The 23,704-nt window shown below is 69.4% G+C and carries 23 protein-coding genes and 2 tRNA genes; 14 read left to right on the top strand and 11 right to left on the bottom strand.

From position 1 onward, the window contains the following. Positions 1-8: 8 nt before the first annotated feature. Positions 9-2,600: an aminopeptidase N gene (gene pepN / locus ON33_RS18865; protein WP_040860231.1), complete on the bottom strand. Its 2,592-nt coding sequence runs from the start codon at positions 2,598-2,600 to the stop codon at positions 9-11. A 338-nt stretch (positions 2,601-2,938) separates the two neighbouring features. Between pepN and ON33_RS18860 the strand changes: the two genes are divergently transcribed. Further along, positions 2,939-3,769 carry a phosphoribosylaminoimidazolesuccinocarboxamide synthase gene (locus ON33_RS18860; protein WP_040860230.1) on the top strand — a complete coding sequence of 277 codons (831 nt, stop codon included), beginning with the start codon at positions 2,939-2,941 and terminating at the stop codon, positions 3,767-3,769. A gap of 204 nt (positions 3,770-3,973) precedes the next feature. On the opposite strand, the gene ON33_RS18855 is transcribed toward ON33_RS18860, so the two are convergent. From ON33_RS18855 to ON33_RS18845, 3 genes are all read right to left on the bottom strand, one after another. Then, positions 3,974-5,290: an RNA polymerase sigma factor gene (locus ON33_RS18855; RefSeq protein ID WP_040860229.1), complete on the bottom strand. Its 1,317-nt coding sequence runs from the start codon at positions 5,288-5,290 to the stop codon at positions 3,974-3,976. Next, entirely contained in the window at positions 5,290-5,691 is a 402-nt protein-coding gene (locus ON33_RS18850; RefSeq protein WP_040860587.1) for a YciI family protein, read from the bottom strand. The genes ON33_RS18855 and ON33_RS18850 overlap by 1 nt, the downstream gene beginning before the upstream one ends. 104 nt (positions 5,692-5,795) lie before the next feature. Then, on the bottom strand, positions 5,796-6,992 hold the full coding sequence (locus tag ON33_RS18845) for an NAD(P)/FAD-dependent oxidoreductase (protein ID WP_040860228.1): 1,197 nt from the start codon (positions 6,990-6,992) through the stop codon (positions 5,796-5,798). 170 nt (positions 6,993-7,162) lie between these two features. Here ON33_RS18845 and ON33_RS18840 point away from each other — a divergent pair, with 170 nt between their 5' ends. After that, the gene (locus tag ON33_RS18840; protein WP_051152447.1) at positions 7,163-7,810 is read left to right on the top strand and encodes a mycothiol-dependent nitroreductase Rv2466c family protein; all 648 of its coding nucleotides are present in this window, start codon (positions 7,163-7,165) and stop codon (positions 7,808-7,810) included. 180 nt (positions 7,811-7,990) lie between these two features. On the opposite strand, the gene ON33_RS18835 is transcribed toward ON33_RS18840, so the two are convergent. Further along, a complete protein-coding gene (locus ON33_RS18835; protein ID WP_051152446.1) occupies positions 7,991-9,115 on the bottom strand; it encodes a M48 family metallopeptidase in 1,125 nt (374 codons plus the stop codon). Between the two features lie 124 nt (positions 9,116-9,239). On the opposite strand from ON33_RS18835, the gene ON33_RS18830 reads away from it, so the two are divergent. Both ON33_RS18830 and ON33_RS18825 read left to right on the top strand, forming a co-directional pair. Further along, positions 9,240-9,710: a ribose-5-phosphate isomerase gene (locus tag ON33_RS18830; protein WP_040860227.1), complete on the top strand. Its 471-nt coding sequence runs from the start codon at positions 9,240-9,242 to the stop codon at positions 9,708-9,710. Positions 9,711-9,713: 3 nt separating this feature from the next. Next, entirely contained in the window at positions 9,714-10,526 is an 813-nt protein-coding gene (locus ON33_RS18825; RefSeq protein ID WP_040860226.1) for an Fpg/Nei family DNA glycosylase, read from the top strand. 4 nt (positions 10,527-10,530) lie between these two features. On the opposite strand, the gene ON33_RS18820 is transcribed toward ON33_RS18825, so the two are convergent. Together ON33_RS18820 and ON33_RS18815 are read right to left on the bottom strand one after the other, a co-directional pair. Next, a complete protein-coding gene (locus ON33_RS18820; RefSeq protein ID WP_051152445.1) occupies positions 10,531-11,817 on the bottom strand; it encodes a glycosyltransferase family 87 protein in 1,287 nt (428 codons plus the stop codon). Between the two features lie 61 nt (positions 11,818-11,878). Beyond that, positions 11,879-13,201, bottom strand: coding sequence for a phosphatase PAP2 family protein (locus tag ON33_RS18815; RefSeq protein WP_040860583.1), 1,323 nt, complete (start codon positions 13,199-13,201; stop codon positions 11,879-11,881). Between the two features lie 281 nt (positions 13,202-13,482). On the opposite strand from ON33_RS18815, the gene ON33_RS41355 reads away from it, so the two are divergent. Beyond that, positions 13,483-13,623, top strand: coding sequence for a hypothetical protein (locus tag ON33_RS41355; protein WP_157184596.1), 141 nt, complete (start codon positions 13,483-13,485; stop codon positions 13,621-13,623). On the opposite strand, the gene ON33_RS18810 is transcribed toward ON33_RS41355, so the two are convergent. Together ON33_RS18810 and ON33_RS18805 are read right to left on the bottom strand one after the other, a co-directional pair. Next, positions 13,602-13,678 (bottom strand) — tRNA-Pro (locus ON33_RS18810). The two genes, ON33_RS41355 and ON33_RS18810, sit on opposite strands and share 22 nt — an antisense overlap. A 38-nt stretch (positions 13,679-13,716) precedes the next feature. Then, positions 13,717-13,787: transfer RNA gene (locus ON33_RS18805), tRNA-Gly, on the bottom strand. 393 nt (positions 13,788-14,180) lie between these two features. Here ON33_RS18805 and ON33_RS18800 point away from each other — a divergent pair. Both ON33_RS18800 and ON33_RS18795 read left to right on the top strand, forming a co-directional pair. Next, on the top strand, positions 14,181-15,194 hold the full coding sequence (locus tag ON33_RS18800; RefSeq protein ID WP_040860225.1) for a GGDEF domain-containing protein: 1,014 nt from the start codon (positions 14,181-14,183) through the stop codon (positions 15,192-15,194). A 68-nt stretch (positions 15,195-15,262) separates the two neighbouring features. Further along, positions 15,263-16,081 carry a hypothetical protein gene (locus ON33_RS18795; RefSeq protein ID WP_040860224.1) on the top strand — a complete coding sequence of 273 codons (819 nt, stop codon included), beginning with the start codon at positions 15,263-15,265 and terminating at the stop codon, positions 16,079-16,081. Positions 16,082-16,108: 27 nt separating this feature from the next. Here ON33_RS18795 and ON33_RS18790 read toward each other — a convergent pair whose 3' ends face one another. Then, a complete protein-coding gene (locus ON33_RS18790; RefSeq protein WP_051152444.1) occupies positions 16,109-17,011 on the bottom strand; it encodes an alpha/beta fold hydrolase in 903 nt (300 codons plus the stop codon). Between the two features lie 115 nt (positions 17,012-17,126). Here ON33_RS18790 and ON33_RS18785 point away from each other — a divergent pair, with 115 nt between their 5' ends. From ON33_RS18785 to ON33_RS18770, 3 genes are all read left to right on the top strand, one after another. Next, on the top strand, positions 17,127-17,720 hold the full coding sequence (locus ON33_RS18785; RefSeq protein ID WP_051152443.1) for a TetR/AcrR family transcriptional regulator: 594 nt from the start codon (positions 17,127-17,129) through the stop codon (positions 17,718-17,720). A gap of 222 nt (positions 17,721-17,942) precedes the next feature. Continuing rightward, the gene (locus tag ON33_RS18775; RefSeq protein WP_040860221.1) at positions 17,943-18,518 is read left to right on the top strand and encodes a flavoprotein; all 576 of its coding nucleotides are present in this window, start codon (positions 17,943-17,945) and stop codon (positions 18,516-18,518) included. A gap of 163 nt (positions 18,519-18,681) precedes the next feature. Beyond that, positions 18,682-19,485, top strand: a complete 804-nt coding sequence (locus ON33_RS18770; protein ID WP_051152442.1) for a GAF domain-containing protein — start codon at positions 18,682-18,684, stop codon at positions 19,483-19,485. A 70-nt stretch (positions 19,486-19,555) separates the two neighbouring features. Here the strand turns inward: ON33_RS18770 and ON33_RS18765 are convergent, their stop codons facing one another. Beyond that, on the bottom strand, positions 19,556-20,290 hold the full coding sequence (locus tag ON33_RS18765; protein ID WP_040860220.1) for a DUF8020 domain-containing protein: 735 nt from the start codon (positions 20,288-20,290) through the stop codon (positions 19,556-19,558). A 214-nt stretch (positions 20,291-20,504) separates the two neighbouring features. Between ON33_RS18765 and ON33_RS18760 the strand changes: the two genes are divergently transcribed. From ON33_RS18760 to ON33_RS18745, 4 genes are all read left to right on the top strand, one after another. Next, positions 20,505-20,990, top strand: a complete 486-nt coding sequence (locus ON33_RS18760; RefSeq protein ID WP_040860219.1) for an NUDIX hydrolase — start codon at positions 20,505-20,507, stop codon at positions 20,988-20,990. A 123-nt stretch (positions 20,991-21,113) separates the two neighbouring features. After that, positions 21,114-22,304, top strand: coding sequence for a cytochrome P450 (locus tag ON33_RS18755; RefSeq protein ID WP_040860218.1), 1,191 nt, complete (start codon positions 21,114-21,116; stop codon positions 22,302-22,304). 15 nt (positions 22,305-22,319) lie between these two features. Further along, the gene (locus ON33_RS18750) at positions 22,320-22,514 is read left to right on the top strand and encodes a ferredoxin (RefSeq protein WP_040860217.1); all 195 of its coding nucleotides are present in this window, start codon (positions 22,320-22,322) and stop codon (positions 22,512-22,514) included. Positions 22,515-22,537: 23 nt separating this feature from the next. Further along, positions 22,538-23,704: an NAD(P)/FAD-dependent oxidoreductase gene (locus tag ON33_RS18745; RefSeq protein WP_218001467.1), complete on the top strand. Its 1,167-nt coding sequence runs from the start codon at positions 22,538-22,540 to the stop codon at positions 23,702-23,704.

Genomic DNA, 23,704 nt, shown 5'->3' with positions numbered 1-23,704 from the left:
AGGGACCTCTAGCCGCGGTCGAAGGCACGGGCGCGCAGCGAGCGCTCGATCCCGGCCTTGCCCTCCACCACCAGGCGGCGCAGCGCCGGCGGGTGGTCGGCGGCGAGGAACTTGTCGGCCACCGCGACGGCCTCCTCGGTGACGGCCCAGCTCGGGTAGAGGCCGACCACGACGGTCTGCGCGACCTCGCTGGAGCGGCGCTCCCACACCCCGGCGATGTCGGCGAAGTAGCGCTCGACATACGGGGCCAGCAGCCCGGCCTGGCCCGCCGGGGCGAAGCCGTTGACGATGGCGCGTGCGGTGATGTTCGGCACCGTGTCGTCGCCCATGACGGTGTTCCACGCCGATTCCTTGACCGCCGCCTGCGGGCGGGCGGTGGCCGCGGCGGCGGCCTGACGGCGGCCCGCGGCGGTGTCGTCGCGGGCGAGTTCCGCGTCGATGACCGGGGTTTCGATGCCGTCGGCGTCGATGGCCCCGGCCGCGGCCAGCGCCTGGGTGACGCGCCAGCGCAGGTCGGTGTCGACGGCCAGCCCCGGCAGGCCGACGCCCTCCGCGTCCCCGGCGTGCAGCCGGCGCAGCACCTGGATGTGCGCCGGGGAGAGCAGCGCGCCGGTGAGCGCGTTGACGAACGCCAGCTGGTGGTCCGAGCCCGCACCGGCGGCGCGCGCGAGTTCCAGCAACCGGTCGGCGTAGGCGGGCCAGCCCTCGGCGCGCGCCCACTCCGGGTCGGCGTAGGCGCCGAGCGCGGTGCCGGCCTGCATGAGAAGCCGCTGAACGACACCGATCTCGGTTTCCGCGCCGACGCCGCGCTGCACCAGCGCCACGAAGTCGCGGGCCTTCATCTCGGCCTGGCGGGTCATCTCCCAGGCGGCCGACCAGGCCAGGGTGCGGGGCAGCGGCTCGGCGATGTCGGCGATGCGCGCGACCACGGTGTCGAGGGAGTCGGCGTCCAGGCGGACCGAGCAGTAGGTGAGGTCGTCGTCGTTGACCAGCACCAGCTTGCCGCGGCCGACGCCGACCAGCTCCGGCACCTCGGTGCGCTCGGCCGGGTCGATGTCGAGCTCGACGCGCTTGGTGCGCACCAGCTTTCCGTCCTGGTCGTCGTAGACGCCGATGGCCAGGCGGTGCACGCGGTGCTCACCGGCGCCCGGCTCCGCGCCCTCCTGCACGACGGTGAAGGAGGTGAAGTTGCCGTCCGCGTCCACGGTGAAGTCGGGACGCAGGATGTTGAGGCCGGTGGTCTTGAGCCATTGCGCGCCCCAGTCGGACAGGTCGCGTCCGGATGCCTTCTCCAGCGCGCCCACCAGATCGTCGAAAGTGGCGTTGCCGTAGGCGTGTTCGGTGAAGTAGTCGCGCAGACCGGCCAGGAAGGGCTCCTCGCCGACATAGGCCACCAGCTGCTTGAGCACGGAAGCGCCCTTGGCGTAGGTGATTCCGTCGAAGTTCACCTCGACGGCGGCCAGATCGGGGATGTCGGCCGCGATCGGGTGGGTCGAGGGCAGCTGGTCCTGCCGGTACGCCCAGGACTTCTCGACGTTCGCGAACGTGGTCCAGGCATTGGTGTACTCGGTCGCGCCGACCTGGCACAGCACCGAGGCGAAGGTGGCGAAGGACTCGTTCAGCCACAGGTCGTCCCACCACTTCATGGTGACCAGGTCGCCGAACCACATGTGCGCCATCTCGTGCAGCACGGTCTCGCAGCGGCGCTCGTAGGACGCCCGGGTCACCTTGGAGCGGAAGACGTAGTCCTCGAGGAAGGTGACCGCGCCCGCGTTCTCCATGGCGCCCGCGTTGAATTCGGGCACGAACAGCTGGTCGTACTTGCCGAAGGCATAGGGCACACCGAAATTGGTGTGATAGAAGCCGAAGCCCTGCTTGGTCTCGGTGAAAAGCCGTTCGGCGTCCATGAATTCGGCCAGCGAGGCGCGGCAGTAGATGCCGAGCGGGATCTCGCCGTGCGAGTCGCTGTAGGAGTCGGTCCACTTGGCGTACGGGCCGGCGATGAGGGCGACCAGGTAGGTGCTCATGCGCGGGGTGGTGGCGAAGGTGTGGCGGACCACGGCGCCGAGGGTGTGGGTGTCGGTGACCGGGCCGTTGGAGATGACCTCCCAGTCCGCGGGCGCGGTGACGATCACGTCGTAGGTGGCCTTGAGGTCGGGCTGGTCGAAGCAGGCGAACATGCGCTTGCAGTCGGCGGTTTCGAACTGCGAGTACAGGTAGACCTTGTTGTCGGTGGGGTCGACGAAGCGGTGCAGGCCCTCACCGGTGTTCGAGTACTCACCGTCGGCCTCGACGACGAGCTCGTTGCTCGCGGCCAGGTTCGGCAGGGTGAGGCCCTGCTCCGCGTCGTAGCCGCTGACATCCAGGGCCACGCCGTTGAGCACGGCCGAGCGCACACCCGCGCCCACGAAGTCGATGAAGGTCTGCGCGCCCGGGGTCGCGGTGAAGGTCACCGTGGACTTCGAGTGGAAGGTCTCACCGCGCGGCTCTCCGGCACTGGTGGGCTGACCGGTCAGATCCAGTTCGACCCGGTAGTTCTCCACCTGGACCGTCGCGGCGCGTTCGATCGCCTGCTCGCGGGTGAGATTCGGTGCGGACAAGAGGGCTCCTTAGCTCTGAAGAGAACTGCTGCCGTGCAGGTGCACCCGGCTCGCTGAGCGGCGCTGCCCAGTGCTCGGTGCGGGATGCGATGCGCCCGCGTGGGGCATCGAGCGGACCGAACAATTCTCCACTCGTGACCCGGCGCGGACACGACGTTCCCCACAATGCCACGTCCCGCCGACCCGTGGCGCGGGCCCGCGCGGGCCGGTCGATCCCGACCCGTGCGGGCCGGTTGCTCCAGGTCGACTGCGATCGACCGTTCGACCGGGCGTCGAGGCGGACGGTGCCCGTCGGTAAGCTCTGCGACGGCAGCAATCGCCCAGCACGAGGAGGACCGTTGAAGCACATCCACGCCGGTAAGGTGCGCGACCTGTACGAGGACGGCGATTCGCTGATCCTGGTCGCATCCGACCGGGTGTCGGTGTACGACGTGGTGCTGCCGACTCCGATCCCCGACAAGGGCGCGCTGCTCACCCAGCTCTCGAACTGGTGGTTCGGGTTCTTCTCCGATGTGCCCAACCACATTCTGTCCACCACCGACGTGCCCGCCGAGTTCGCGGGCCGCGGGGTGCGGGTCAAGCCGCTGAAGATGCTGAAGGTGGAGTGCATCGCGCGCGGCTACCTGACCGGCGGCGGCCTGGCCGAATACCAGCGCTCCGGCACCGTGTCCGGCATCGCGCTGCCGCCCGGCCTGCGTGACGGCGACAAGCTGCCCGAACCCATCTTCACCCCCACCACCAAGGCCGACGCCGGGCACGACGAGCCCATCAGCTTCGAGGACGTGGTGAACCAGGAGGGCAAGGAGGTCGCCGAGCGGCTGCGCGACCTGACCCTCGAGATCTACGCGCGTGGCGCCGAGCACGCCGCCGCGCGCGGGGTCATCATCGCCGATACGAAGATCGAACTCGGCTGGGACGGTGACATTCTCACCGTCGGCGACGAGGTGCTGACCTCGGACTCCTCTCGCTTCTGGCCGGCCGACGACTACGAGCCGGGCCGTCCGCAGAAGTCGTTCGACAAGCAGTTCGTGCGCGACTGGTCGACCTCCACCGGGTGGAACAAGGAGTACCCGGGCCCGGAGATCCCGGCCGACGTGGTCGAGGTGACCCGGCAGAAGTACGTCCAGGCCTACGAACTCATCACCGGCAATACCTGGAACGGCGTCTAGGCCGGAATCGGTTCGGCGGCAAGGAAGTCCGCCGGCACGAACATCTGCCGCGCTCGCTCGCCGGTCCTGGTGGTCACCGTCGATTTCGAGACCTGTGGCGGGGTAGAGACCGCCGGCCAGAGGCCCGGCGCGTTCCGTGCCACCGCCGCCTGACCACCGCGCGCGGATGTGCTGCGCCGCAGAGTCTTTCGGCCGCCCGGAGGGTCACTGGCGGCGGAGTCGGGCGGCGCGGATGGTGAGGTAGTCGCGTTCGGGGAGGCTGGTGGTGTGGCGGGCGGCGGCGGTATAGGCGTCGATGGCTTCGTCGGTGTCGCCTGCCATTTCAAGGAGGTGGCCGCGGACGGCGTCGAGGCGGTGATTGCCCGCCAGCGACTCGGTGAGGGTGTCGGTGAGATCCAGGCCCGCCTGTGGCCCGTGCACCATGGCGGTGGCGACGGCGCGATTGAGGGTCACCATGGGGTTGGGGGACTGGCGTTCGAGGGCGTTGTACAGCAGCAGGATTCGGGGCCAGTCGGTGTCCTCGGGCCGCAGCGCCTGGGCGTGCAGGGCGGCGATCGCGGCCTGTATCTGATACGGGCCGATCAGGCCGCTGCGCACGGACGCGGTCGCCAATCGCACGCCCTCGATGATCATCTCGCGATCCCAGCAGTCGCGATCCTGTTCGGCCAGCGGGATCAGCTCGCCGCGGGGGCCGGTGCGCGCCGCTCGGCGGGCATCGGTCAACAGCAGCAGCGCGAGCAACCCGGTGACCTCCGGATCGTCCGGCAGGACACGAAACAACGCCCGTGCCAGGCGAATCGCCTCACCGGACAGATCTCCCCGGCGTAGCGCCGCGCCGCCGCTGGTGTGCCCCTCGGTGTAGATCAGATAGAGCACCCGCAGCACACTGTCGAGCCGCTCGTTCCATTCTCCGTGTCGACCATTCGACTCCGCGGGCACCGCGAACGGCCGCTGCTCCTGCGCGAGCCGCTTCTTGGCCCGCGTGATCCGCTGCGCCATGGTCCTTTCCGGCAGCAGGAAGGCCCGCGCGATCTCCTCGGTGGTCAGTCCGCCCACTGCCCGCAGCGTCAACGCGATCGCACTCGCGGGCGACAGCGCGGGGTGACAGCACAGAAAGAACAACGTCAGCGTGTCGTCCTGATCCTCGGCGGCCGGGTCGGCATCGCCCGAGCCCGCCAGAGCCGCCAGGTTCACGTCGGTCAGCGCGGCGACCACGGAGTCCGCTGGGTCGGGTGCGGCCGCGCCGAGGTGCTCCGGATCGCGAATCGCGTTGGCGGTCTCGCGGTTTCGGCGGGCCGAGTCGGCGCGGATGGTGTCGACCAGGCGGCGCGCGCCGACCTGGATGAGCCAGCCGCGCGGATTGCCGGGCAGGCCGTCGGCGGGCCACTGGGTGGCGGCGGCGAGCAGGGCCTCCTGGAGGGCGTCCTCGGCGGCGTCGAAGTCGCCGTAGCGGCGGACGAGAGTGCCGAGGACCTGCGGCGCGAGGTCGCGCAGCAGGTCCTCGATCGCGGTGTCCGGCATCAGAGCTCGGTGGGCGGGGCGCTCATGATCGGGCGGATCTCGATGTACTCGCCGATCGGCTTGCCGCCGGGGCCGGGCGCGGCCGACGCCTTGGCCGCGATCTCGACCGCCCGGTCGGGGGTGTCGACATCGATGATCCAGTACCCGGCCAGGAACTCCTTGGTCTCCGGGAAAGGCCCGTCGGTGACCACCGGTGCGGACCGGCCGTCGGAGGTGACGGTGCGCGCCTGGCCGGGGTCGGCGAGGCCCTGGGCGTCGACGAGTTCACCGGACTTGGCCAGTTCCTCGCCGAGGGCGTGCTGGAAGTCGATGTGGGCCTGGATCTCCTCGGGCGCCCACTCGTTGATCGGGGTGTCGCAGTAGGCGGCGGCGGAGTAGGTCTTGATCAGGATGTACTTCACGGTCGGCTCCTTCGTCGGCGCGCCCCGGCGGGCGCTCTCGTCCACAGGTCGGAACTCCTCACGCCGTCGCGACGTACTCCGGACCCCGGATTATGTGATTGCCGTCACAGTTCCTCGGGGTTCACGGCCTCGCCGCTCAGGATCAGCTCCTTGATCTTGTCCGTCACGTCCCAGACGTTCACGTTCATCCCGGCCAGCACCCGGTTGCCCGAGTCCAGCCAGTACGCCACGAACTCGCGCTCGGCCAGATCGCCGCGCACGACCACGGTCGCCTGCTGGTTGGGCGCGACGTACCCGGTGTACTCCATGCCGAGGTCGTACTGGTCGGTAAAGAAGTAGGGCAGCCGGTCGTACACGGCGGGCTTGCCCAGCATGGTCAGCGCCGCCGTCGCGGGCTGATTGAGCGCATTCGCCCAGTGCTCCACCCGGATTCTCCGCCCCAGCACCGGATGCTGCTGATCGGCGATGTCGCCGACCGCGACGATGTCCGGATCGCTGGTGGCCAGGCTCTCGTCCACCAGCACACCGCCGTCCACGGCCAGCCCGGCGTCGGCGGCCAGCTCGATATTGGGCCGCGCGCCCACCGCGACCAGCACCGCGTCCGCCTCGATATGGGTGCCGTCGTCGAGCCGCACCCCGGTGGCCCGGCCGTCGGCGGTGGTGATCTCGCCGACCTTCACCCCGAGCCGCAGATCCACCCCGTGCGCGCGGTGCAGATCGGCGAACACCTGGCCCATCTCGGCCCCGAGCGCGGCCTGCAACGGCACCGATTCCGCTTCCAGCACAGTCACTTCCACGCCCGCGGCGCGTGCGGCGGCGGTCACCTCCAGCCCGATCCAGCCCGCGCCGATCACGGCCAGCCGCCGGGCGGAGCCGAACATGGCGATCAGGGCGTCGGACTCCTCGATGGTGCGCAGCACGTGGACGCCCTCGGCGTCGGCGCCCGGCAGGGGCAGCGTCCGCGGGCGTGAACCGGTGGCCAGCGCCAGTTTGTCGTAGGGCAGTGTCGTACCGTCCGGCAGCGCAATGGTTTTGGTGCTCCGGTCCAGCGCGGTGACGGTCGTGCCCAGCATGACCTCGACATGATGGTCGCGATACCACTGCGCGGGATCCACGGTGAAGTCGCTGAGCGCCTGCTTGCCCAGCAGATGCTCCTTGGACAGCGGCGGTCGCTCGTAGGGCAGCTGCTCCTCCGCGCTCACGAGCGTCACCATGCCGTCGAAATCGTTGGCGCGCAAGGCTTCCGCGAGCTTGGCCGCGGCCAGTCCACCGCCCGCGATGACGAATCTGGATTGGGTCATGCCGAAACCTCCCTGCTAGTACGGTCGGGACCGCCGTCGATGAGGCCGATGATCCGACCCTAGCCCGGGTGCAGTCGGGCGGCGCGGAAATATCGGCAACAATCCGAGTTGTTGCCCTTGGAGTACGGCCCTGCCCTCGGGCCGTCGATCGACTGCGAAAGGACTTCCCTGTGAGCGACACCAAGAAGGACCGGGTCGACTTCTGGTTCGACCCGCTGTGCCCGTGGTGCTGGATCACCTCCCGCTGGATCCTCGAGGTCGAGCAGGTCCGCGATATCGAGGCGCACTTCCACGTGATGAGCCTGTCGGTGCTGAACGAAGGCCGTGAGGGCCTGCCCCCGCAGTACGAGGAGCTGCTCGCCACCGGTTGGGGCCCGGTGCGGGTCGCCATCGCCGCGGCCCAGGAGCACGGCGACAAGGTGCTGCTCCCGCTCTACACCGCGATGGGCACCCGCCTGCACAACCGCCGCGCCGACTACGAGCGCGAGGACGGCTCCCGCGCGGACCTGCTCGCGCAGATCATCGCCGAGTCGCTGGCCGAGGTGGGCCTGCCCGCCGCGCTCGCCGAGGCCGCCCAGGCCACCGACTTCGACGAGGCGCTGCGCGCCTCGCACCACGCCGGCATGGACAAGGTCGGCCCGGATGTCGGCACGCCGACCATCCACATCAATGGCGTGGCCTTCTTCGGGCCGGTGCTCTCGCGCATCCCGCGCGGCGAGGAGGCCGGCAAGGTGTGGGACGGCGCGGTCGCGCTGGCCTCCTACCCGCACTTCTTCGAGCTCAAGCGGACCCGCACCGAGGATCCCGTCTTCGACTGAGTTCCTCCACCTCCCCGGGCCTTCAGTGCACGGCCGAGAGCCGTGCACCGGCGGGCACGCGGGCCTGCGGTCGAGGGGCAACCCGATTTCGGCCGTGCCCGGGGAGGCGCTCCCGTCTCGCGAAATACGTTGTGCCGACACGTATTCGGAGATTTCGCCCGCGCTCGCTGTCGCGAGACGTCATTGCGGCTGGTACTCGTGATAGGTGGTGGGGTCGCCATATCCGGGCGGCGGACCGCCGTATCCGCCCGGGTACGGCGGCTGATAGCCGCTGTAGGGCGGGGCCGCGATCGAACGCTGTGGCGCGTCGGGCCGCCAGAACAGCTTGCCGTGGCGGCTGCGGTCGCGCAGCGCCCACATGCGCCAGGTCAGCACCGGGTGGCTGGACATGGCGTTCACGATCCAGACGAAGAAGCCCTTCTCCTGGGCCGCGCGGTCGGCCATCTCGTCGAAACCGACCAGATTGTTCAGATACTTGCCGCCCGCCAGCGTCTGCATGGCCGGAGGCGCACCCTGCGGCCGATTGCAGAAGCCGTGATTGTCGGCCGTGTACTCCTGGGAGCGGATCAGCGAGCTGCCCAGGATCGGCAGGAACGGCGCCAGGAACATGCCCAGCTGCCGCCAGTAGGAGACGTGCCCGGCCGCGATGTGCCCGACCTCGTGCCCGATGATGAAGGCCAGCGCCTCGGGATTGCGTGCCGCGCCGCCGATTTCGAACAGATCGCTGTACACCACCACGAAGCGGCGGAAGCCGTGCCCGGAGGCGAAGGCGTTGATCTGACCGTTGCCCAGCACCACGAAGGCGTCGGGCACCTTCGCCATCCCGAACCTGGCCGCGGCCTCCTGCACCATCCGATAGCCCTCGGGGAACTGGGTCGGCGACATCTTCACGCCGTTCACCCGCTGGGTCGCATAGTTCAGGCCACGACCCAGATAGACCAGCAGCGGTGCGAACACCAGGGCCAGCACCAGCTGGCCGGCGTAGCCGGACACCAGCAGCAGCAACGCGAACAGATACGCCAGCGCGGTGGCCACGATCACGATCACCAGCAGCGGGATCTCCCAGCTGTGCCGCGCCGGCATCCCGAACGGGGACAGGCCGCGGGTCTGCTGCACCACCGGCGGCGAGGGCGGCGAATACTCTTGCTGCGGAGCCCATCCCGGCGGACCCAGCCGCGGATCCCAGCTGGTCGTGCCGGTGACGGGATTCCAGGCCGGCGTGCTTCCGGTGGGCGGCGATCCCGATGGGCCGCCAGCGGTTTGCCCCCCGTAGGCGTTCGGCGTGTGTGAACTGTCGGACGTCATGCCTGGATAGTACGTTTCACCGGCGTCGAGGCGGGGTCGTCGCCATGAGGCGGCTCACGTGACGGGTTCGCGGGGTGAGAGCCCCGTGCGGACCTCGGCCGGGTGTGCTGACAGAATCGCTGCCATGCGCGTATACCTGGGTGCCGACCATGCCGGCTTCGAATTGAAGAACCACGTCAAGGCTCACCTGGAGGGCCAGGGCCACGATGTCGTCGATTGCGGCGCGCTGGAATACGACGCCCTCGACGACTACCCGGCCTTCTGCATCGAGGCCGCCCGCCGCGTGGTCGCCGAGCCGGGCTCGCTCGGCTTCGTCTTCGGCGGCTCCGGCAACGGCGAGCAGATCGCCGCCAACAAGGTGCCGGGCGCCCGCTGTGCCCTGGGCTGGAGCGTGGAGACCGCACAGCTCGCCCGCCAGCACAACAACGCTCAGCTGCTCGGCATCGGCGGCCGCATGCACTCCACCGAGGAAGCCCTCGCCATCGTGGACGCCTTCATGACCACCCCGTGGTCGAACGAGGAGCGGCACCAGCGTCGCATCGACATCCTCGCCGAGTACGAGAAGACCGGCGTTCCCCCGGCCCTCCCGAACTGACCTGTGCCCGAAGGCCATACGCTGCACCGCCTGGCGAAGCTGCACCACCAGCGCTTCGCCGGCGGTCAGGTCCGAGTCTCCAGCCCGCAGGGGCGATTCGCCGACGGCGCGGCGCTGATCGACGGCCGGGTGCTGACCCGCGCCGAGGCGTGGGGCAAACACCTGCTCCACCACTATGATTCGGGCGTCACCCTGCACATCCACCTGGGGCTGTACGGCAAGTTCACCGAATCCGCGGTGCCCATGGACGATCCGGTCGGCGAGGTCCGCATGCGCCTGATCGGCGGCGGCCGCAACGGCGAGCTGCACGGCACCGATCTGCGCGGCCCCACCGCCTGCGAGATCCTGCTCGCCCCCGAGGTCGACGCCCTCACCTCACGCCTGGGCCCCGACCCGCTGCGCCGCGACGGCGACCCCGACCGCGCCTGGAGCCGCATCCACCGCTCCCAGCGCCCGATCGGCGCACTCCTCATGGATCAGAAGATCCTCGCCGGCGTCGGCAATGTCTACCGCGCGGAAGTTCTGTTCCGCCAAGGCATCTCACCCGACCGTCCGGGCGCCCGGCTCTCCTATGAGGAATGGCAGGCCATCTGGGCAGACCTCGTCGAGCTGATGAAGGTGGGCGTCCGCCGCGGCAAGATCGTCGTGGTTCGTCCCGAGGACGACCACGGCGCACCGGCTTACGCCAAGGACAAGCCCCGCACCTACGTCTATCGCCGCGCCGGCGACCCGTGCCGCCTGTGCGGCGCCACGGTCCTGCATTCGGTGCTCGACGCCCGAAACCTGTTCTGGTGCCCTGACTGTCAGCCGCGCTGAGCGGTTACCGGGTCCGGTCGAGGGCGGCGCGGGCCCGCAGTCTGAGCAGCTGTCCGAAGCCGACGGCGAGCAGGGCCGCGGTTGCGATGATGTAGATGTCACCCGGGATGTGCTGCCACCACGACCATGCCAGTTCCTGGTGCTTGCCGTTGGGGACGATGCCCGGACCGATGAGGAAGAACAGGGCGAAGGCGCCGGTTGCCGCGAACGGGGCGACGCGTGGATTCGTGGTGACCCAGGAGACCGCCGTGATCAGGGCGGGCGCCGCCCAGACCCAGTGGTGGGTCCAGGACACCGGCGAGATCAGCAGCAGCACCGCGGCATTCACCAGCAGCGCGGTCACCGACAGGATGGTCACCGGGCTCACCGGATCGGCCGCGGCCGCGCCGCGGCGCTCGAGACCGACCAGGTGGCTCATCAGGACGGCGCCTACGCAGACCACCACTACGGCCAGGCCGAGCCACACCGCGGTCGCGGCCGAATTCGACAGGCCGAGGCGGAAGACCATGCCCTTGAGGGACTGGTTGCCGACGTAGTCCGGGGAGCCGATGCGGTTGGTGTCGGCGATGGCGTGCAGCCAGTAGTCGCGCGATTCTCGTGGGAATAGCACGAATCCGGCGCCGATCACGCCGGCCGCGGTGGCGGCGGCCGTGCCCGCGGCCTTCCAATCGCGGCGGATCAGGAAGTACAGGACGAAGGCCGCAGGGGTCAGTTTGGTGACGGCGGCGACGCCGATCAGGACGCCGCGCGGCCAGCGCGGCTTCTCGGTCAGGCAGTCGAGGGCGACGGCGGCCATGAGCACGAGGTTGATCTGACCGAACCACAGTGTGGTGCGGACGGGTTCGACGGCGAGCATGAGCACGACCGCCGCCACGCTCAGCGTGAGTTTCGCGCGCGCGTCCAGATCCCGGCGGACCCGCGAGAGGACCAGCCAGATGGTGACCCCGAGGCAGGCCAGCGAGCTGGCCGTCACCATGAACTCGGCCAGCCACAGCGGCATGATGGCGAGCGGGATCATCAACACCGCCGCGGACGGCGGATAGGTGAAGGGCAGATCGGTGTGACCCGCCACCGGCAGGGTCGGGCCGTACAGGGTGCCGTGCTCCAGCCAGCCCAGGGTGTCGACCCGGTACACCTGCAGATCGAGGAAACCGTGCATGGCGGAAAAGATCGCCGTGATCGCCACCGACACCAGGACTCCGATCATGATCGGAATACGGGGCAGTCCCGGGCGGCCCTCCGACTTGAGATTGCGCAGCAAATTACGTTGCCCCGCCCGCGTAGTGATCATCAGGGAGACAGTAACCCTTTCGGCTGGTGCGCAAAGTGTGCGGATTGCATTGGGGGAGCGGTTAACTGGTGGCAAATCCGTCGGCCGGGGTCCGGCCGCCCCAGTACGCCAACCGGGTACCCGGCCGTGCGAACCAAGTCGCGTAGAAGACGAAGGATACGGTGGCCAGCGCGCCCAGCACGACCACCCCGGTCGGCAGCGGATACTCCGCCATTGTCGCAGCCAGGAACCGATAGGACAGCAACAGTCCGGCGAGAACCGACGTGCCGAGCGACACGATCCGAACCCGGTACAGGTCCCACCCGCGCCCGGGATCACGCAGCGCCGATTCCACGGTCAGGGTCAGCACCGCGCCCGCCACCAGATCGGCGCCGTAGTGGTAGCCGAAGCCCAGTGTCGCGAGCAGCGTGCACACCAGCCAGAAGGCGCCCGCCCAGCGCAGCCAGCGCGGCGCGTTGCGGGAGTGGATGAACAGGGCCGTGGCCCAGGCGGTGTGCATGGACGGCATGCAGTTGCGAGCCGTCGCGGAGTCGAAGAGCATCGGCTGCGGAACGTGGGCCGGCGCCGGCCAGACCTGCGGCCAGTCGCCGATCTCCAGGCCGTGGCCGAGCGGGCCGTAGGCGAAGACCGGGCCGACGACGGGGAAGAGCACATAGCCGAGCGGGCCGATCACGCCCAGCACCAGGAAGGTTCGCACCAGGTGGTGCCGCGGCCACGCGCTCCTCGACACGTGGCGCAGCTGCCACACCGCGACGACCACGGCCGCCACCGGCAGCTGGATGTAGACCACGTGCAGTACATGGGAGGGCACCGGGCCCAGCGCCTCGAGCGCGCGCCCGACCAGCCAGGCCGGTTCGCCCAGTGCCCGGTCGGCCAGCTGGACGTACTGGTCGAGCACTCGCGGCCCGGTGATGATGCTGACCATCAGCCAGGTGTCGGCGAGCTTGGAGGCCATGATCAGCAGCGCGCCGAAGGCGATGGCCTGCAGCGCGGTCCGGCGGCGCTCACCCTCCCAGCGGAGCACGACCACGGTCAAGGCCGTCAATACCAGCGTCGGTCCGGTGCCGATCGAAATGTGCCAGCCGCAGGCCGCTTGCAGGCCCAGGGTCAGCAGGTCCAGCACCGCGGCGGCAACCAGGCTGACGACCCGGACCCGGGCGGGCGCCCCGATGCACGCGAGTCCTAGTCCGGCCCACGATACGGCCGCCGACTGCGGGTTCGCGAAGTAGTCGTCGACCAGGCTGCGTAGCGGGCCCATCACCCCGTGTGCCGACGCCCACACCTGCGCGACCATCAGCAACACCACCGCCAGACCCAGCCCGGCGGCCGGGACGAGCCGAGAACGAGTCCCGCTGCCGGACAGCACCGAGCTGGAAACGTTCATCTTGTGGTCGACCAGCACTCTAAATCGATAACACAGCGCAAACGGAGGCACAACATCCGGTTACCGGAATCGCGTTTTCGGGCGGGTATCGCGTGTCGGATGCGATAGTGTTCGCCCTCCTGTAGCAATACCGCCTGAGCGGCGTGAGGCTGCCGCGGATCCCGGCTCGCCGATCTCGGGCGTGGCTGCCCTCAACGCCCAGCGTCCGATGCGCGCCGCCACGGTTCACTGCCGTTTGCCGGACCGGCCTGGCGGCCGAGGATCGTAATGCGCTGCGCCGCATGACCATTGCCCTCGATGAATCGGGCGTGAACGGTGAGGTGGTTTCTGGTGAGCAGACCGCGATGTCACCCGGCGTGATCCCTGCTCGCCGTTATCCGGGGTGGTGCGATTCGAAAGATGGTCGGGGTGACAGGATTTGAACCTGCGACCCTCCGCTCCCAAAGCGGATGCGCTACCAAGCTGCGCTACACCCCGTTGCGCGTCGGACTCGACGCTCCCGCTGAACGGGAAAGAGCGGGTGACGGGAATCGAACCCGCACCATCAGCTTGGAAGGCTGAGGTTCTACCATTGAACTACACCCGCGCCGACCGCATCGTGGATGCCGTCTGCGTTGAGCACTGTACCGAACCTCACTCCAGGAATGCCAATCAGGTGGCGTTACCGCACGTCACGGCCGGTAGGAGGACTGGTTCGGCGAGTCGCGAAAAACATGCCGAAATTGGGTGTAACACCGGGGCTCCACCAGCGATGACACATCCGATCGCCATTCGCGAGGCAGCGGGAACCTGTTCTGAATCAGGGGTTTTCGATGCCGGGTGGCTTGCTAGGATCCTTTTTGTCCGGACGGGGGTATCTGGAAAGGGGGCGGTGAGCATGCACCACTGGTGTGGCCGACCGCGTAGTAGTGAGTTCGATCCGAAGGGCGTGACCGGCGTGGTGGCCGGTCCTGGCATGACGTATGCAGGGTGAGTGCGCATGCAACTCCGTCTCGACACCCGAACCGCCGCCATTGTGGCGGTGACCATCCGGGAATGGGTGCGGGCAGTGCACCCCGGCGCGAGCAGCGCCGCGCTGGGCCAGTCGCCCGCGGTTCCCTCCGATGAACTCGAACGCATCTTCGGCCGGGTCATCGACGATCTGCTGGAATTGGCCGGGACCGAACCGTTTCCGGTGCGGGCCGCCCGCCGCATCGGCCGCAGTCTGGCCGAATCACCGTTCGACCGCACCCGCATGCTCGCCCCCGCCAGCCGCGCGCTGCTGGGGCTCTCGCCGGGCGTGCGCGGTTCCCTGATCGCCACCCGCTGGTCGTTCATCGCGAGCCAGGCCATCGACGCGTACGCCGAGGCACTTCAGCAGCGCGCCCTCGCCCAGCAGGAACGCAGTCTTTCGGAGGCGGTGTCGGTGCGGGTGCAGGAGATCGCGGCCCTGCAGACCCGGCTGCGGCACGAGGCCACGCATGACGCGCTCACCGATCTGGCCAATCGCTCACTGCTGCAGGAGCGGGTGCGGGTGATGTCCACCGATCCGGCGCGCGGGGTCGGGCTGCTGCTCATCGATCTCGACGACTTCAAGGCGATCAACGACAATTTCGGCCACACGGTCGGCGACGAGGTGCTGGTCACCATTGCCCAGCGGCTGCGCGCGACCTGCCCGGCCGAGACGGTGATCGCGCGCTACGGCGGCGACGAGTTCGTGGTCGCGCTGCCGGCCCGGCGCAATAGCTTGGGCGAGCTGGCCATGCGGGTGCTGTCCGCGCTGTGCGAGCCGGTGCACACGGCCGCGGGCCCGGTTCCGGCGTCGGCGAGTGTCGGCACCGCCTTCTGCCCGCCCGGCCGGGACTTCGACTTCTCGGATCTGCTGCGCAGCGCCGACCGGGCCATGTATTCGGCGAAAACGGCGGGCAAACGTCAGTTCGCGGTGTCGGAGCTAGACGAAGAGGAGGTTGATCCAGGTCGCCGCAACACGCGTTTTGTCGCAGTGGCCGGGTAGGTCGAGCCTTCAGGAAGATCACAGTGCGTAGCAACAGTACGGCGAATGCTGCCGCGTAGGCTGGTCGCGTGGCTACGGTCGTCGTTCTGCTCCTCGTCCTGGTGGTTGTCCTGCTGGCTGTGGTGGCGGTCAACCGCGCACAACTTTCGCGTTCCGGCACCCAGCTCGAGGACGCCAAGGCTGATGCGCGCCGGGTGATCGAGCGGCTCGGCGGGCAGGTCTACAACCTCACCGGCACGGACGACGCGTCGAAGCAGGCCCTCGCCGACGCGGGGGAGCGGTTCAATGCCGCGGGCTCACAGATCGAGCAGGCCACCACGCCCGCGCAGGCCCGGCTGGCGAAAGAGACGGCGCTGGAAGGGCTTTACTACGTGGGGGCCGCGCGCTCGGCCATGGGGATGGACCCGGGCCCGGCCGTACCGGAGCTCGAGGGGCAGCGCAGTGCCGGCCGGGTGACCGAGGATCGCGCGATCGAATACGACGGGCGGCGCATCGAGGCCTCGCCCACGCCGTCCCCCTCCACCCCGAACTATTACCCGGGTGGCCGGGTCGCGGGCCGTCCCGTTCCGGCCGGTTGGTACTCCGAGCCGTGGTGGAAGACCGCCCTGGTCGCCGGCGCCTGGGGCGTCGGCTCGGCGGTGCTGTTCAACGCCCTCTTCGGCGGGATGTCCGGCGTTGGCTACGACTCGGCCGCCTTCGAGAGCGGTTACGGCGACGGCTATCAGGCCGGGCTGGACGCCGCCGACGGCGGTTACGACCAGAACGCCTACGATCCCGGTTCCGACCAGGGCGGCTATGACCAGGGTGGTTACGACCCCGGCGCCGACCTGGGCGGCCAGGACTTCGGTGACTACGGCGATATCGGCGGCTTCGACGGCGACTTCTGACGCCCGGTCAGCGTGCCGTCCGCCCGGTCAGGGCCGGGTCTCGGCGCGGGTCGCGTCCAGGAAGACGCGGATCGCACCGATCAGCTGCGCGGGCTGATCCTCCGGCGAGTAGGTGCGCGAATCGCGGATCCATTCGATGCGGGCATCGGGGAACTCGGCGGCCAGGCGCTCGGCGTAGCGGTCCGGGAAGAAGCGATCGCCGGCCGACCAGGCCAGCAGCACCGGCTTCTTGAAATCCGCGAAAGTCTTTGCGGCGGCGAGGGTGTACTGGTTGTCGAGCCCGCCGATGGTGCGGCGGACGTCCTCGCGAATGGCCTTGGTGCCGACCGGCAGCGCATAGGAGTCGCTGACCGCGCGCTCGATCGGGCCGCGGGCCAGCCAGCCGTAGGCGATGGGCAGGCGGCGAACCGGGCGGATGCGCATGCTCAGCGCCAGGGCGGTGAGCGCGCCCGGGGTGCGGGCCGCCAGGCCGATGTAGTCGAAGAACGGCGGCGGGAAGTTCTCGTAGGCGTCGCAGGAGGTCAGCACCAGGCGGGCGATCAGATCGGGGCGGGCGGCGACGACCAGCTGGCTGAACGCGCCGCCGGAATCATTGCCCACCAGGGTGACCGGGCCCAGACCGAGTTCTTCGATGGCCTGGATGACCAGCTGGGCCAGGCCGGGAGCGCTCAGGTCAGCGCCGGGCATGGCGATGGTGTGCGAGCCGAAGGGCAGATCGATTGCCACACAGTGGAATTCGCCGGAGAGTCCCGGAATGACCTGGCGCCACAGGTTGGCGTTGACCAGTAGTCCGTGCACGAAGACGACGGGATCGCCGCTGCCGCTCTCGAAGACGTTCAGCGTGCCCTGCGGCAGGGCGAGCTCGCGGCGGGCGCCGAGGGCGGGGTCGCGCCAGGCGGCGCGGGATTCGGGGGAGATGGTGTGCGTCATCTGGATGACTCCTCTAGGAGCAGAGACGGTGAAGAATGATTTCAAACTAACAAACAGGCTGCCTGTTTTCAATGGCTTCGCGCTACGATCCACCAACAGAGCCAGAAAGGTGTCGATGATCAGGCAAGCCGAACGATCCGAGTCGACCCGCGCGAATTTGATGGCCGCCGCGCGCGAACTCTTCGCCGAACGCGGCTACGCGTCGGTCAGCACCCCCGAGATCGTGGAGCGCGCCGGCAGCTCCCGCGGCGCGCTTTACCACCAGTTCAAGGACAAGAAAGACCTGTTCCGCGCGGTCTACGAACAGGTGCAGCAGGAGATCCTGCAGCAGGTCGCCGAAACCATGGCCGAGGCCCCGCCGGCCGACCCGCTGGCCGTCCTCGAAGCCGGGCTGCACAACTTCCTGCTCTCCTGCGTCGACCCCGAACGCGTCCGCATCACCCTCATCGACGCGCCGTCGGTGCTGGGCTGGCAGGAGTGGCGCGCGGTCGACGAGAAGTACGGTCTGGGCCTGGTGGTCGCCGGCCTCGAATCCGGGATCGCGGCCGGCGTCCTGCGCGGCGATCTGGACATCCGCCCCCTCGCCCTGATGATCCTCTCGGCCCTCGGCGAAGCGGCCATGTTCATCGCCAATGCCGAGGACCCCGAAACCGCCCGCGCCCAAACCGAACCCGCGGTCCTGGCCCTCATCAACGGTCTACGGGTTTAGGCACCGAACCGGGCGACGCGGCCCGGAATCCAGGTCGGCGGCTCGGGATCGATCGGATGAGGGACATGGCGCTCGCCCCGCGACGCCGTGACGAACTGGTCGCCCTTCTTGGTGACGAGCCGCGGCCGCGCACCGAATTCCCCAGGGTCGCCGACTATCTCGGCACCGCCGCCCGATCCTGGACCCGCCCCTTGATCCTTCCCGCCGGGAGACGATAGACCCATGAACGATCAAGGGAGCCCCGTCCTTTACGCCATCGTGACCGGTTCGCCCGCTGCCGGCGATGTGGGCACACTGGTCGATCTCGCACAGGCGGACGGCTGGGACGTGTGTGTAGTCGCCTCGCCGTACGGGCGGCGGTTCATCGATGTGGACGCGCTCGAGGGGAAGACCGGTCATCCGGTGCGGAACGAGTACAAGGCGCCGGACGAACCGGATGTCCTGCCGCCCGCTGACGCGATGATCGTGGCGCCGCTCACGGGTAATTCGTTGGCGAAGTGGGCCGTCGGCATCTCGGACACGCTTCCGCTCGGGCTGCTGGTGGAAGGGGTGGGCAAGAGGCTGCCCATCGTCGCGGTGCCGTACTCGAACGACGCCCAGCTCGGTTTCCCGCCGCTGCAGAAGGCGATGCGCAGCCTTTCCGGCTGGGGCGTAACCGTTCTCGCGGGTGATGACACCCAGCAGGCGCACGAGCCCGGCGACGGCGCGGACCACCGCCGCCAATTCCCCTGGGGCAGGGCGTGGGCCGCGGTCGCCGAGCATCCGTGGTTGGCCGCGGACCTGCGCCGCGCCCGCTGAGTCCACCGCGCGATCCGGCGCTGCGGAAAACCCGGCAAAACTCCTCGTCTGCGGGCGCCTCGATCTTGAACTCCGCGTGTCGCGGCGTGTCTCGTGATCTCTTCGGCGACACCCGGTCTCGAACGTGAATACCTCGAGGTTGCCGCTGGGTAGCCTGTGCGACATGTCCGATGAGCCATGGGTTGTCATACCGGACGAACTGCGTGAACTGGCTGCCTCGCGAGAACGACTGCACGATCTGGTCGAGGCGGTGTACGCCGTGGTCTCGGACCTGGATGTGGATCTGGTGCTGCGGCGGCTGGTGACCGCGGCGGTCCGGCTGGTCGATGCGCAGTACGGCGCACTGGGTTTGCTGGGACCGGACGACGGGAGTGGGGAACGCCGGCTGGGGCAGTTCTTTCCGGTCGGTATGGACGCGGAGGCGGTGCGCCGGATCGGGCACTGGCCGCACGGCCGGGGCGTGCTCGGCGCGGTGCTGTGCGGGGAGCATCCGGTCCGGCTGGCCGACGTCACCAAGAGTCCGCTCTTCGAGGGCTGGCCCGAGGGGCATCCGCCCATGCGCAGTTTCCTGGGCGTGCCCCTGCGTTACCGGGGCATGCTCCTCGGCGACATGTACCTGACCAACAAACGCGGAGGCGCGTTCAGCGACGAGGATGAGCGGATCATCGAGGCGCTCGCCGTCATCGCGGCCGTGAAGATCGTCAATGTGCGCATGCACGAGCAGGTGCAGCGCGACACCCTGCGCAGCCACCGGGACTCGGCGACGATCGCGGTCATGGCGGACCGCGATCGCATCGCTCACGACCTGCACGACCGGGTGATCGAGCGCGTCCAGGCCTCGGGGCGGGCGCTGCGGGACGCGATAGGGATGAACCCGGCACCCGAGCTCGGGGCGCGACTCGAACGTGTGGCGGCCGATCTGGACGCCGCCGTCCAGGACATTCGTGCCACCCGCTTCCCGCGGTAGCCGGCCACCGGCGGGCACGGCGGATTGCACAGTGGAATCACCTAATTGGCGCCCACCGGCGCCGGTCGCGTCAGTTTGCCGGCTGAGCGGGCTGTGGCGCGGCCGCGGTCTTGTCGGCCCACTTGGTGCTGCCGTCCGGGGCCTGCATGGTGGAGAGCAGGTCGATGCCCGAGGCGATGAGGACCGGGCCGCCGAGGGCGATGGTGCCGATGATGCCGCCCGCGGCGGCGCCGGTGGTCAGGCCCGGGATGCAGCCGGCCACCAGGGTGACGACGCAGCCGATGGTCGCGCCGATGGCGGTGCCGACGAAGGTGCCGACGGCGGTGGCGAGGCTGAACTGGGTGGTGAAGCTGCTCAGTGCGCGGTCGTTCTCCAGTTGCGAGGCAACCGGTTTCACGACCAGCGGCTGCGACAGCGAGACATCGGCCGGCTTCTCGGGGGTGAGGGCCAGCACGGTGCCGTCCTGCTGTACCTCCGGCTTGACCGGAATGTCGATGGGTCCGAGGTGGAAGGCCAGCGGCAGGGTGAGCAGCAGCTTGCCGTCGGCGTCTTTCACGTTCACCACGTCGGCGGGCTTGACCGCCATGTCCGGGGTCGTGGAGTCCGCGGAGGGCTGCGACAGTTCGAAGGTGCCGCCCTTGAGCGTGGTGACGACGGTCTTGTCGACCAGCTTGGTCGAGTACACCAGGACCGGCACGGTGGGCTCGGCGTTCGCCGGGCCCGTTGCCATCGATAGCACGGCGGCCTGGGTCACGAGCGCGCCGATCACCAGGGTGGCAGTCGCGCAGGTGCTGCGGAACTCCATGCGGTTATCCAATCCGTCGTCAAGTGTGTGGCCGATCCGAATTCAGGAGCTTAATGGAAGGCGATGCTGCCGAACAGGTTTCGGGCGCAAGAGGCCACGCGGGGAATATTCGTCCGTTATTGGGAAATAATCCTGAACGTCCGGGTTGCCGCAGTGCCGCCCACAGTAGCGCCCGAAGTGTGCGCCCGCGCGCCGATTCGGCAAACTCGGTGCCATGAGCGTCAGATACAGCGCCGGAGTCCTGCTGTTCCGCCGTACCACCGGCCTCGAAGTGCTGATCGGGCATATGGGCGGACCGCTGTGGGCGAAGAAGGACGCCTCCGCCTGGTCCATCCCCAAGGGCGAGTACGAGCCCGCCGCGGAGCAGGCCCGCGACGCCGCCCGCCGCGAATTCGTCGAAGAACTCGGCCTGCCCGTGCCGGACGGGGAATGGATTCCGCTCGGCGATGTCCAGTACGGCAGCGGCAGCAGTAAGAAGCAGGTCACGGTGTGGGCCGTCGAGGGCGACCTGGATCCGGCGCTGGTGGTGCCGGGCACATTCGAAATGGAATGGCCGCCGCGATCCGGGCGAGTTACCGAATTCCCTGAGATCGACCGGACCGCCTGGTTCGACCTCGACACCGCGCACGAGAAACTCGTCAAGGGCCAGCGCCCCTACCTCGACCGCCTGCGCGAGCACGTCGCCGCGCCCGGCGCGTAGCCGGCATACCGCGCGCGCGGTACTCCGAAAGTCCACGTCCGGACGACGACGGCCACCAGGTCCCGGCGGCAGGGTGGTTGGTACCGCAGCAGCGGATCGCCACTCGTTCGGAAAGGGACGTCGATGACCTCAACACAGCTCGCCGGGAGCCAGCCCGTGGTCCGGACCTGCCCGTTCAGCCCGCCTGGGGAATACCGGGAGCTGCGCGAGCAGGATCCGGTCGCGCACGTCACCCTGCCGGACGGCATCGACGGCCGGCTCGTCACCCGGTACGCCGACGTGCGGGCCGTGCTGTCCGATCCGCGCTTCAGCTCACGCCGCCGCGGCGTCACCGGCAATCACCGTGGCTCGCAAGAGATTCCGCCGGCCCCGCCGGGCTGGTTCATCTTCATGGACGCGCCGGACCACACCCGCCTGCGCAAGATGCTCACCGGTCAGTTCACGGTGCGGCGCATCCGCGCGCTGGCCCCGGCGGTGGAGCGGATCGTCGCCGAGCACCTGGACGCCATGGCGGCGGCCACCGGTCCGATCGACCTCGTGCGGGACTTCGCGCTGCCGATCCCCTCGCTGGTCATCTGCGAACTGCTCGGGGTGCCGTACGCGGATCGTGCCGAGTTCCAGCACAATTCGGCCACCCTGCTGCGGCTCGGCGCGCCGCCCGAGGAGGTGGCGCAGGCCCAGCGGGAGCTGAACCAGCTGATCCACCGGCTGGCCGTCCAGAAACGGACCGAGCCCGCCGAGGACATTCTCAGCGCGCTGGTCCGGGACGGCGACCTCACCGACGAGGAACTCGCGGGCATCGGCGTACTGCTGCTGGTCGCCGGGCACGAGACCACCGCCAACATGATCGCCCTGAGCACCCTGTGCCTGCTGCGCGATCCCGCCCAGCCGGCGCTGCTGTGCGCCGCGCCCGAGCACGCCGACGCCGTGGTGGAGGAGCTGCTGCGCTATCTGAGCGTCATCCAATTCGGTGTTCGCCGAACGGCTTTGGAGGATGTCGAGATAGGCGGCCACGTGATCCCGGCGGGCAGCACCGTGGTCGCGCATCTGCCCGCGGCCAACCGCGACCCGGCGCAGTTCCCCGACGATCCGGAAACCCTGGACCTGCTGCGCCTGCACAGCCCGCACGTGGCGTTCGGCTTCGGCATCCATCAGTGCATCGGCCAGCAGCTGGCCCGGCTGGAGCTGCGGATCGCCCTGACCGCGCTGTTCGAACGCTTCCCGGAGCTGCGGCTCGCGGTACCGCTCGAGGCGGTCCCGATGCGCGACGAGATGGTCGTCTACGGCGTCCACGAACTCCCGGTGACCTGGTAGGAGAGGAGGCATTTCATGAGGATCGACATCGACGAGATCAAGTGCTGTGGCGGTGGTCAGTGTGTGGTGGCCGCGCCGGAGGTGTTCGACCAGCGCGACGAGGATGGCATCGTCGTCCTGCTCGACGCGAACCCGGCCGCCGAACTGCTGCCGAAGGTGCTGGACGCCGCCGCGCGCTGCCCGGCCCTGGCCATCCGGGTGGAGCAGTAGTGCCCGCCCTCGATCATGTTGTCGTGGTGGGGGCTTCGGCCGCCGGCCTCACCGCCGCCGAGACGCTGCGCAACGACGGCTTCACCGGCACGATCACCCTGATCGGCGAGGAGCTCCACGCGCCCTACGATCGGCCGCCGCTGTCGAAACAGGTGCTCACCGGCACTCGGCAGGATGTCGCGTTGCGTCCGGATGAGGCGATCGAACGGCTCGGACTGGAGCTGCGATCAGGTTGCCGCGCAACAGGTCTGGATCTCACCGCGCGCACGGTGGCCCTCGCCGGGGGTGACCGGGTGCGTTACGACGGCCTGATCGTCGCAACCGGCCTGCGACCCCGCCGCCTGCCCTTCGGGCACGAGCCGGCCGGGATGCACGTGCTGCGAACCCTCGACGACGCGCTCGCGCTGCGCGCCGAACTGACGGCGGGTCCACGGGTTGTCGTGCTCGGCGCGGGCTTCCTCGGCAGCGAAATCGCCGCGTCGGCACGGGAACTCGGCTTGGATGTCGCCCTGGTGGACGCCGAGCCCGCCCCGCTGACCCGCCAGTTCGGTGACGAGGTCGCGGACCTGGTGGCGGAGCTGCATCGCGACCACGGGGTGCGAATGTTCATGGGCCGCAAGGCTACCGATATCGAAGTCGGCGACGGCTGGGTCGCCGCGGTGGTGCTGGACGATGGGACGCGCCTGGCGGCCGATGTCGTGGTGGTCGCCGTCGGCTCGACGCCCGCGGTCGACTGGCTCGCCGAATCCGGCCTGCCCATCGGTGACGGGGTGCGGTGCGACGAATACTGCCGGGCCGCGCCGGGCGTGTACGCCGCCGGTGACGTCGCCAACTGGCCGCATCCGGCCGTCGGTGCGCGGGTCCGATTCGAGCAGCGCACCAACGCGAGCGAGCAGGCCATGGCCGCGGCCCGCAACCTGCTCGCCGAACCCGGACAGGAAACACCCTATGCGCCAACCCCTTTCGGTTGGACCGACCACTACGGCAGCAAGATCCAGCTGCACGGCTGGTGTCCCGCCGGTTCGCGTGCCGAGATCGTCGCGGGAGACCCGCGCGAGCGCAAGTTCGTCGCGCTCTACCGCAGCGGAGACCGGATCGTGGGGGCGCTGGGCTGGAACAGCGTCCGCACGCTGCGCGAATACCGCGGCCGCGTCACCGCGCCGGGTCACCCCGCCGCGCACGGCGGGTAG

The sequence above is a fragment of the Nocardia niigatensis NBRC 100131 genome, from assembly GCF_000308655.1.
Classification (GTDB): Bacteria; Actinomycetota; Actinomycetes; order Mycobacteriales; family Mycobacteriaceae; genus Nocardia; species Nocardia niigatensis.
This window is presented reverse-complemented; position numbering and strand designations above follow the sequence as displayed.

Excerpts from the sequence above, each read along its gene's own strand:
- ON33_RS18855 (WP_040860229.1), bottom strand. The coding sequence starts at position 5,290 with ATGCCGGACACCGCGATCGAGGACCTGCTGCGCGACCTCGCGCCGCAG.
- ON33_RS18845 (WP_040860228.1), bottom strand. The coding sequence starts at position 6,992 with ATGACCCAATCCAGATTCGTCATCGCGGGCGGTGGACTGGCCGCGGCC.
- ON33_RS18835 (WP_051152446.1), bottom strand. The coding sequence starts at position 9,115 with ATGACGTCCGACAGTTCACACACGCCGAACGCCTACGGGGGGCAAACC.
- ON33_RS18830 (WP_040860227.1), top strand. The coding sequence starts at position 9,240 with ATGCGCGTATACCTGGGTGCCGACCATGCCGGCTTCGAATTGAAGAAC.
- ON33_RS18820 (WP_051152445.1), bottom strand. The coding sequence starts at position 11,817 with ATGATCACTACGCGGGCGGGGCAACGTAATTTGCTGCGCAATCTCAAG.
- ON33_RS18815 (WP_040860583.1), bottom strand. The coding sequence starts at position 13,201 with ATGAACGTTTCCAGCTCGGTGCTGTCCGGCAGCGGGACTCGTTCTCGG.
- ON33_RS41355 (WP_157184596.1), top strand. The coding sequence starts at position 13,483 with ATGACCATTGCCCTCGATGAATCGGGCGTGAACGGTGAGGTGGTTTCT.
- ON33_RS18800 (WP_040860225.1), top strand. The coding sequence starts at position 14,181 with ATGCAACTCCGTCTCGACACCCGAACCGCCGCCATTGTGGCGGTGACC.
- ON33_RS18790 (WP_051152444.1), bottom strand. The coding sequence starts at position 17,011 with ATGACGCACACCATCTCCCCCGAATCCCGCGCCGCCTGGCGCGACCCC.
- ON33_RS18785 (WP_051152443.1), top strand. The coding sequence starts at position 17,127 with ATGATCAGGCAAGCCGAACGATCCGAGTCGACCCGCGCGAATTTGATG.
- ON33_RS18775 (WP_040860221.1), top strand. The coding sequence starts at position 17,943 with ATGAACGATCAAGGGAGCCCCGTCCTTTACGCCATCGTGACCGGTTCG.
- ON33_RS18770 (WP_051152442.1), top strand. The coding sequence starts at position 18,682 with ATGTCCGATGAGCCATGGGTTGTCATACCGGACGAACTGCGTGAACTG.
- ON33_RS18765 (WP_040860220.1), bottom strand. The coding sequence starts at position 20,290 with ATGGAGTTCCGCAGCACCTGCGCGACTGCCACCCTGGTGATCGGCGCG.
- ON33_RS18760 (WP_040860219.1), top strand. The coding sequence starts at position 20,505 with ATGAGCGTCAGATACAGCGCCGGAGTCCTGCTGTTCCGCCGTACCACC.
- ON33_RS18755 (WP_040860218.1), top strand. The coding sequence starts at position 21,114 with ATGACCTCAACACAGCTCGCCGGGAGCCAGCCCGTGGTCCGGACCTGC.
- ON33_RS18750 (WP_040860217.1), top strand. The coding sequence starts at position 22,320 with ATGAGGATCGACATCGACGAGATCAAGTGCTGTGGCGGTGGTCAGTGT.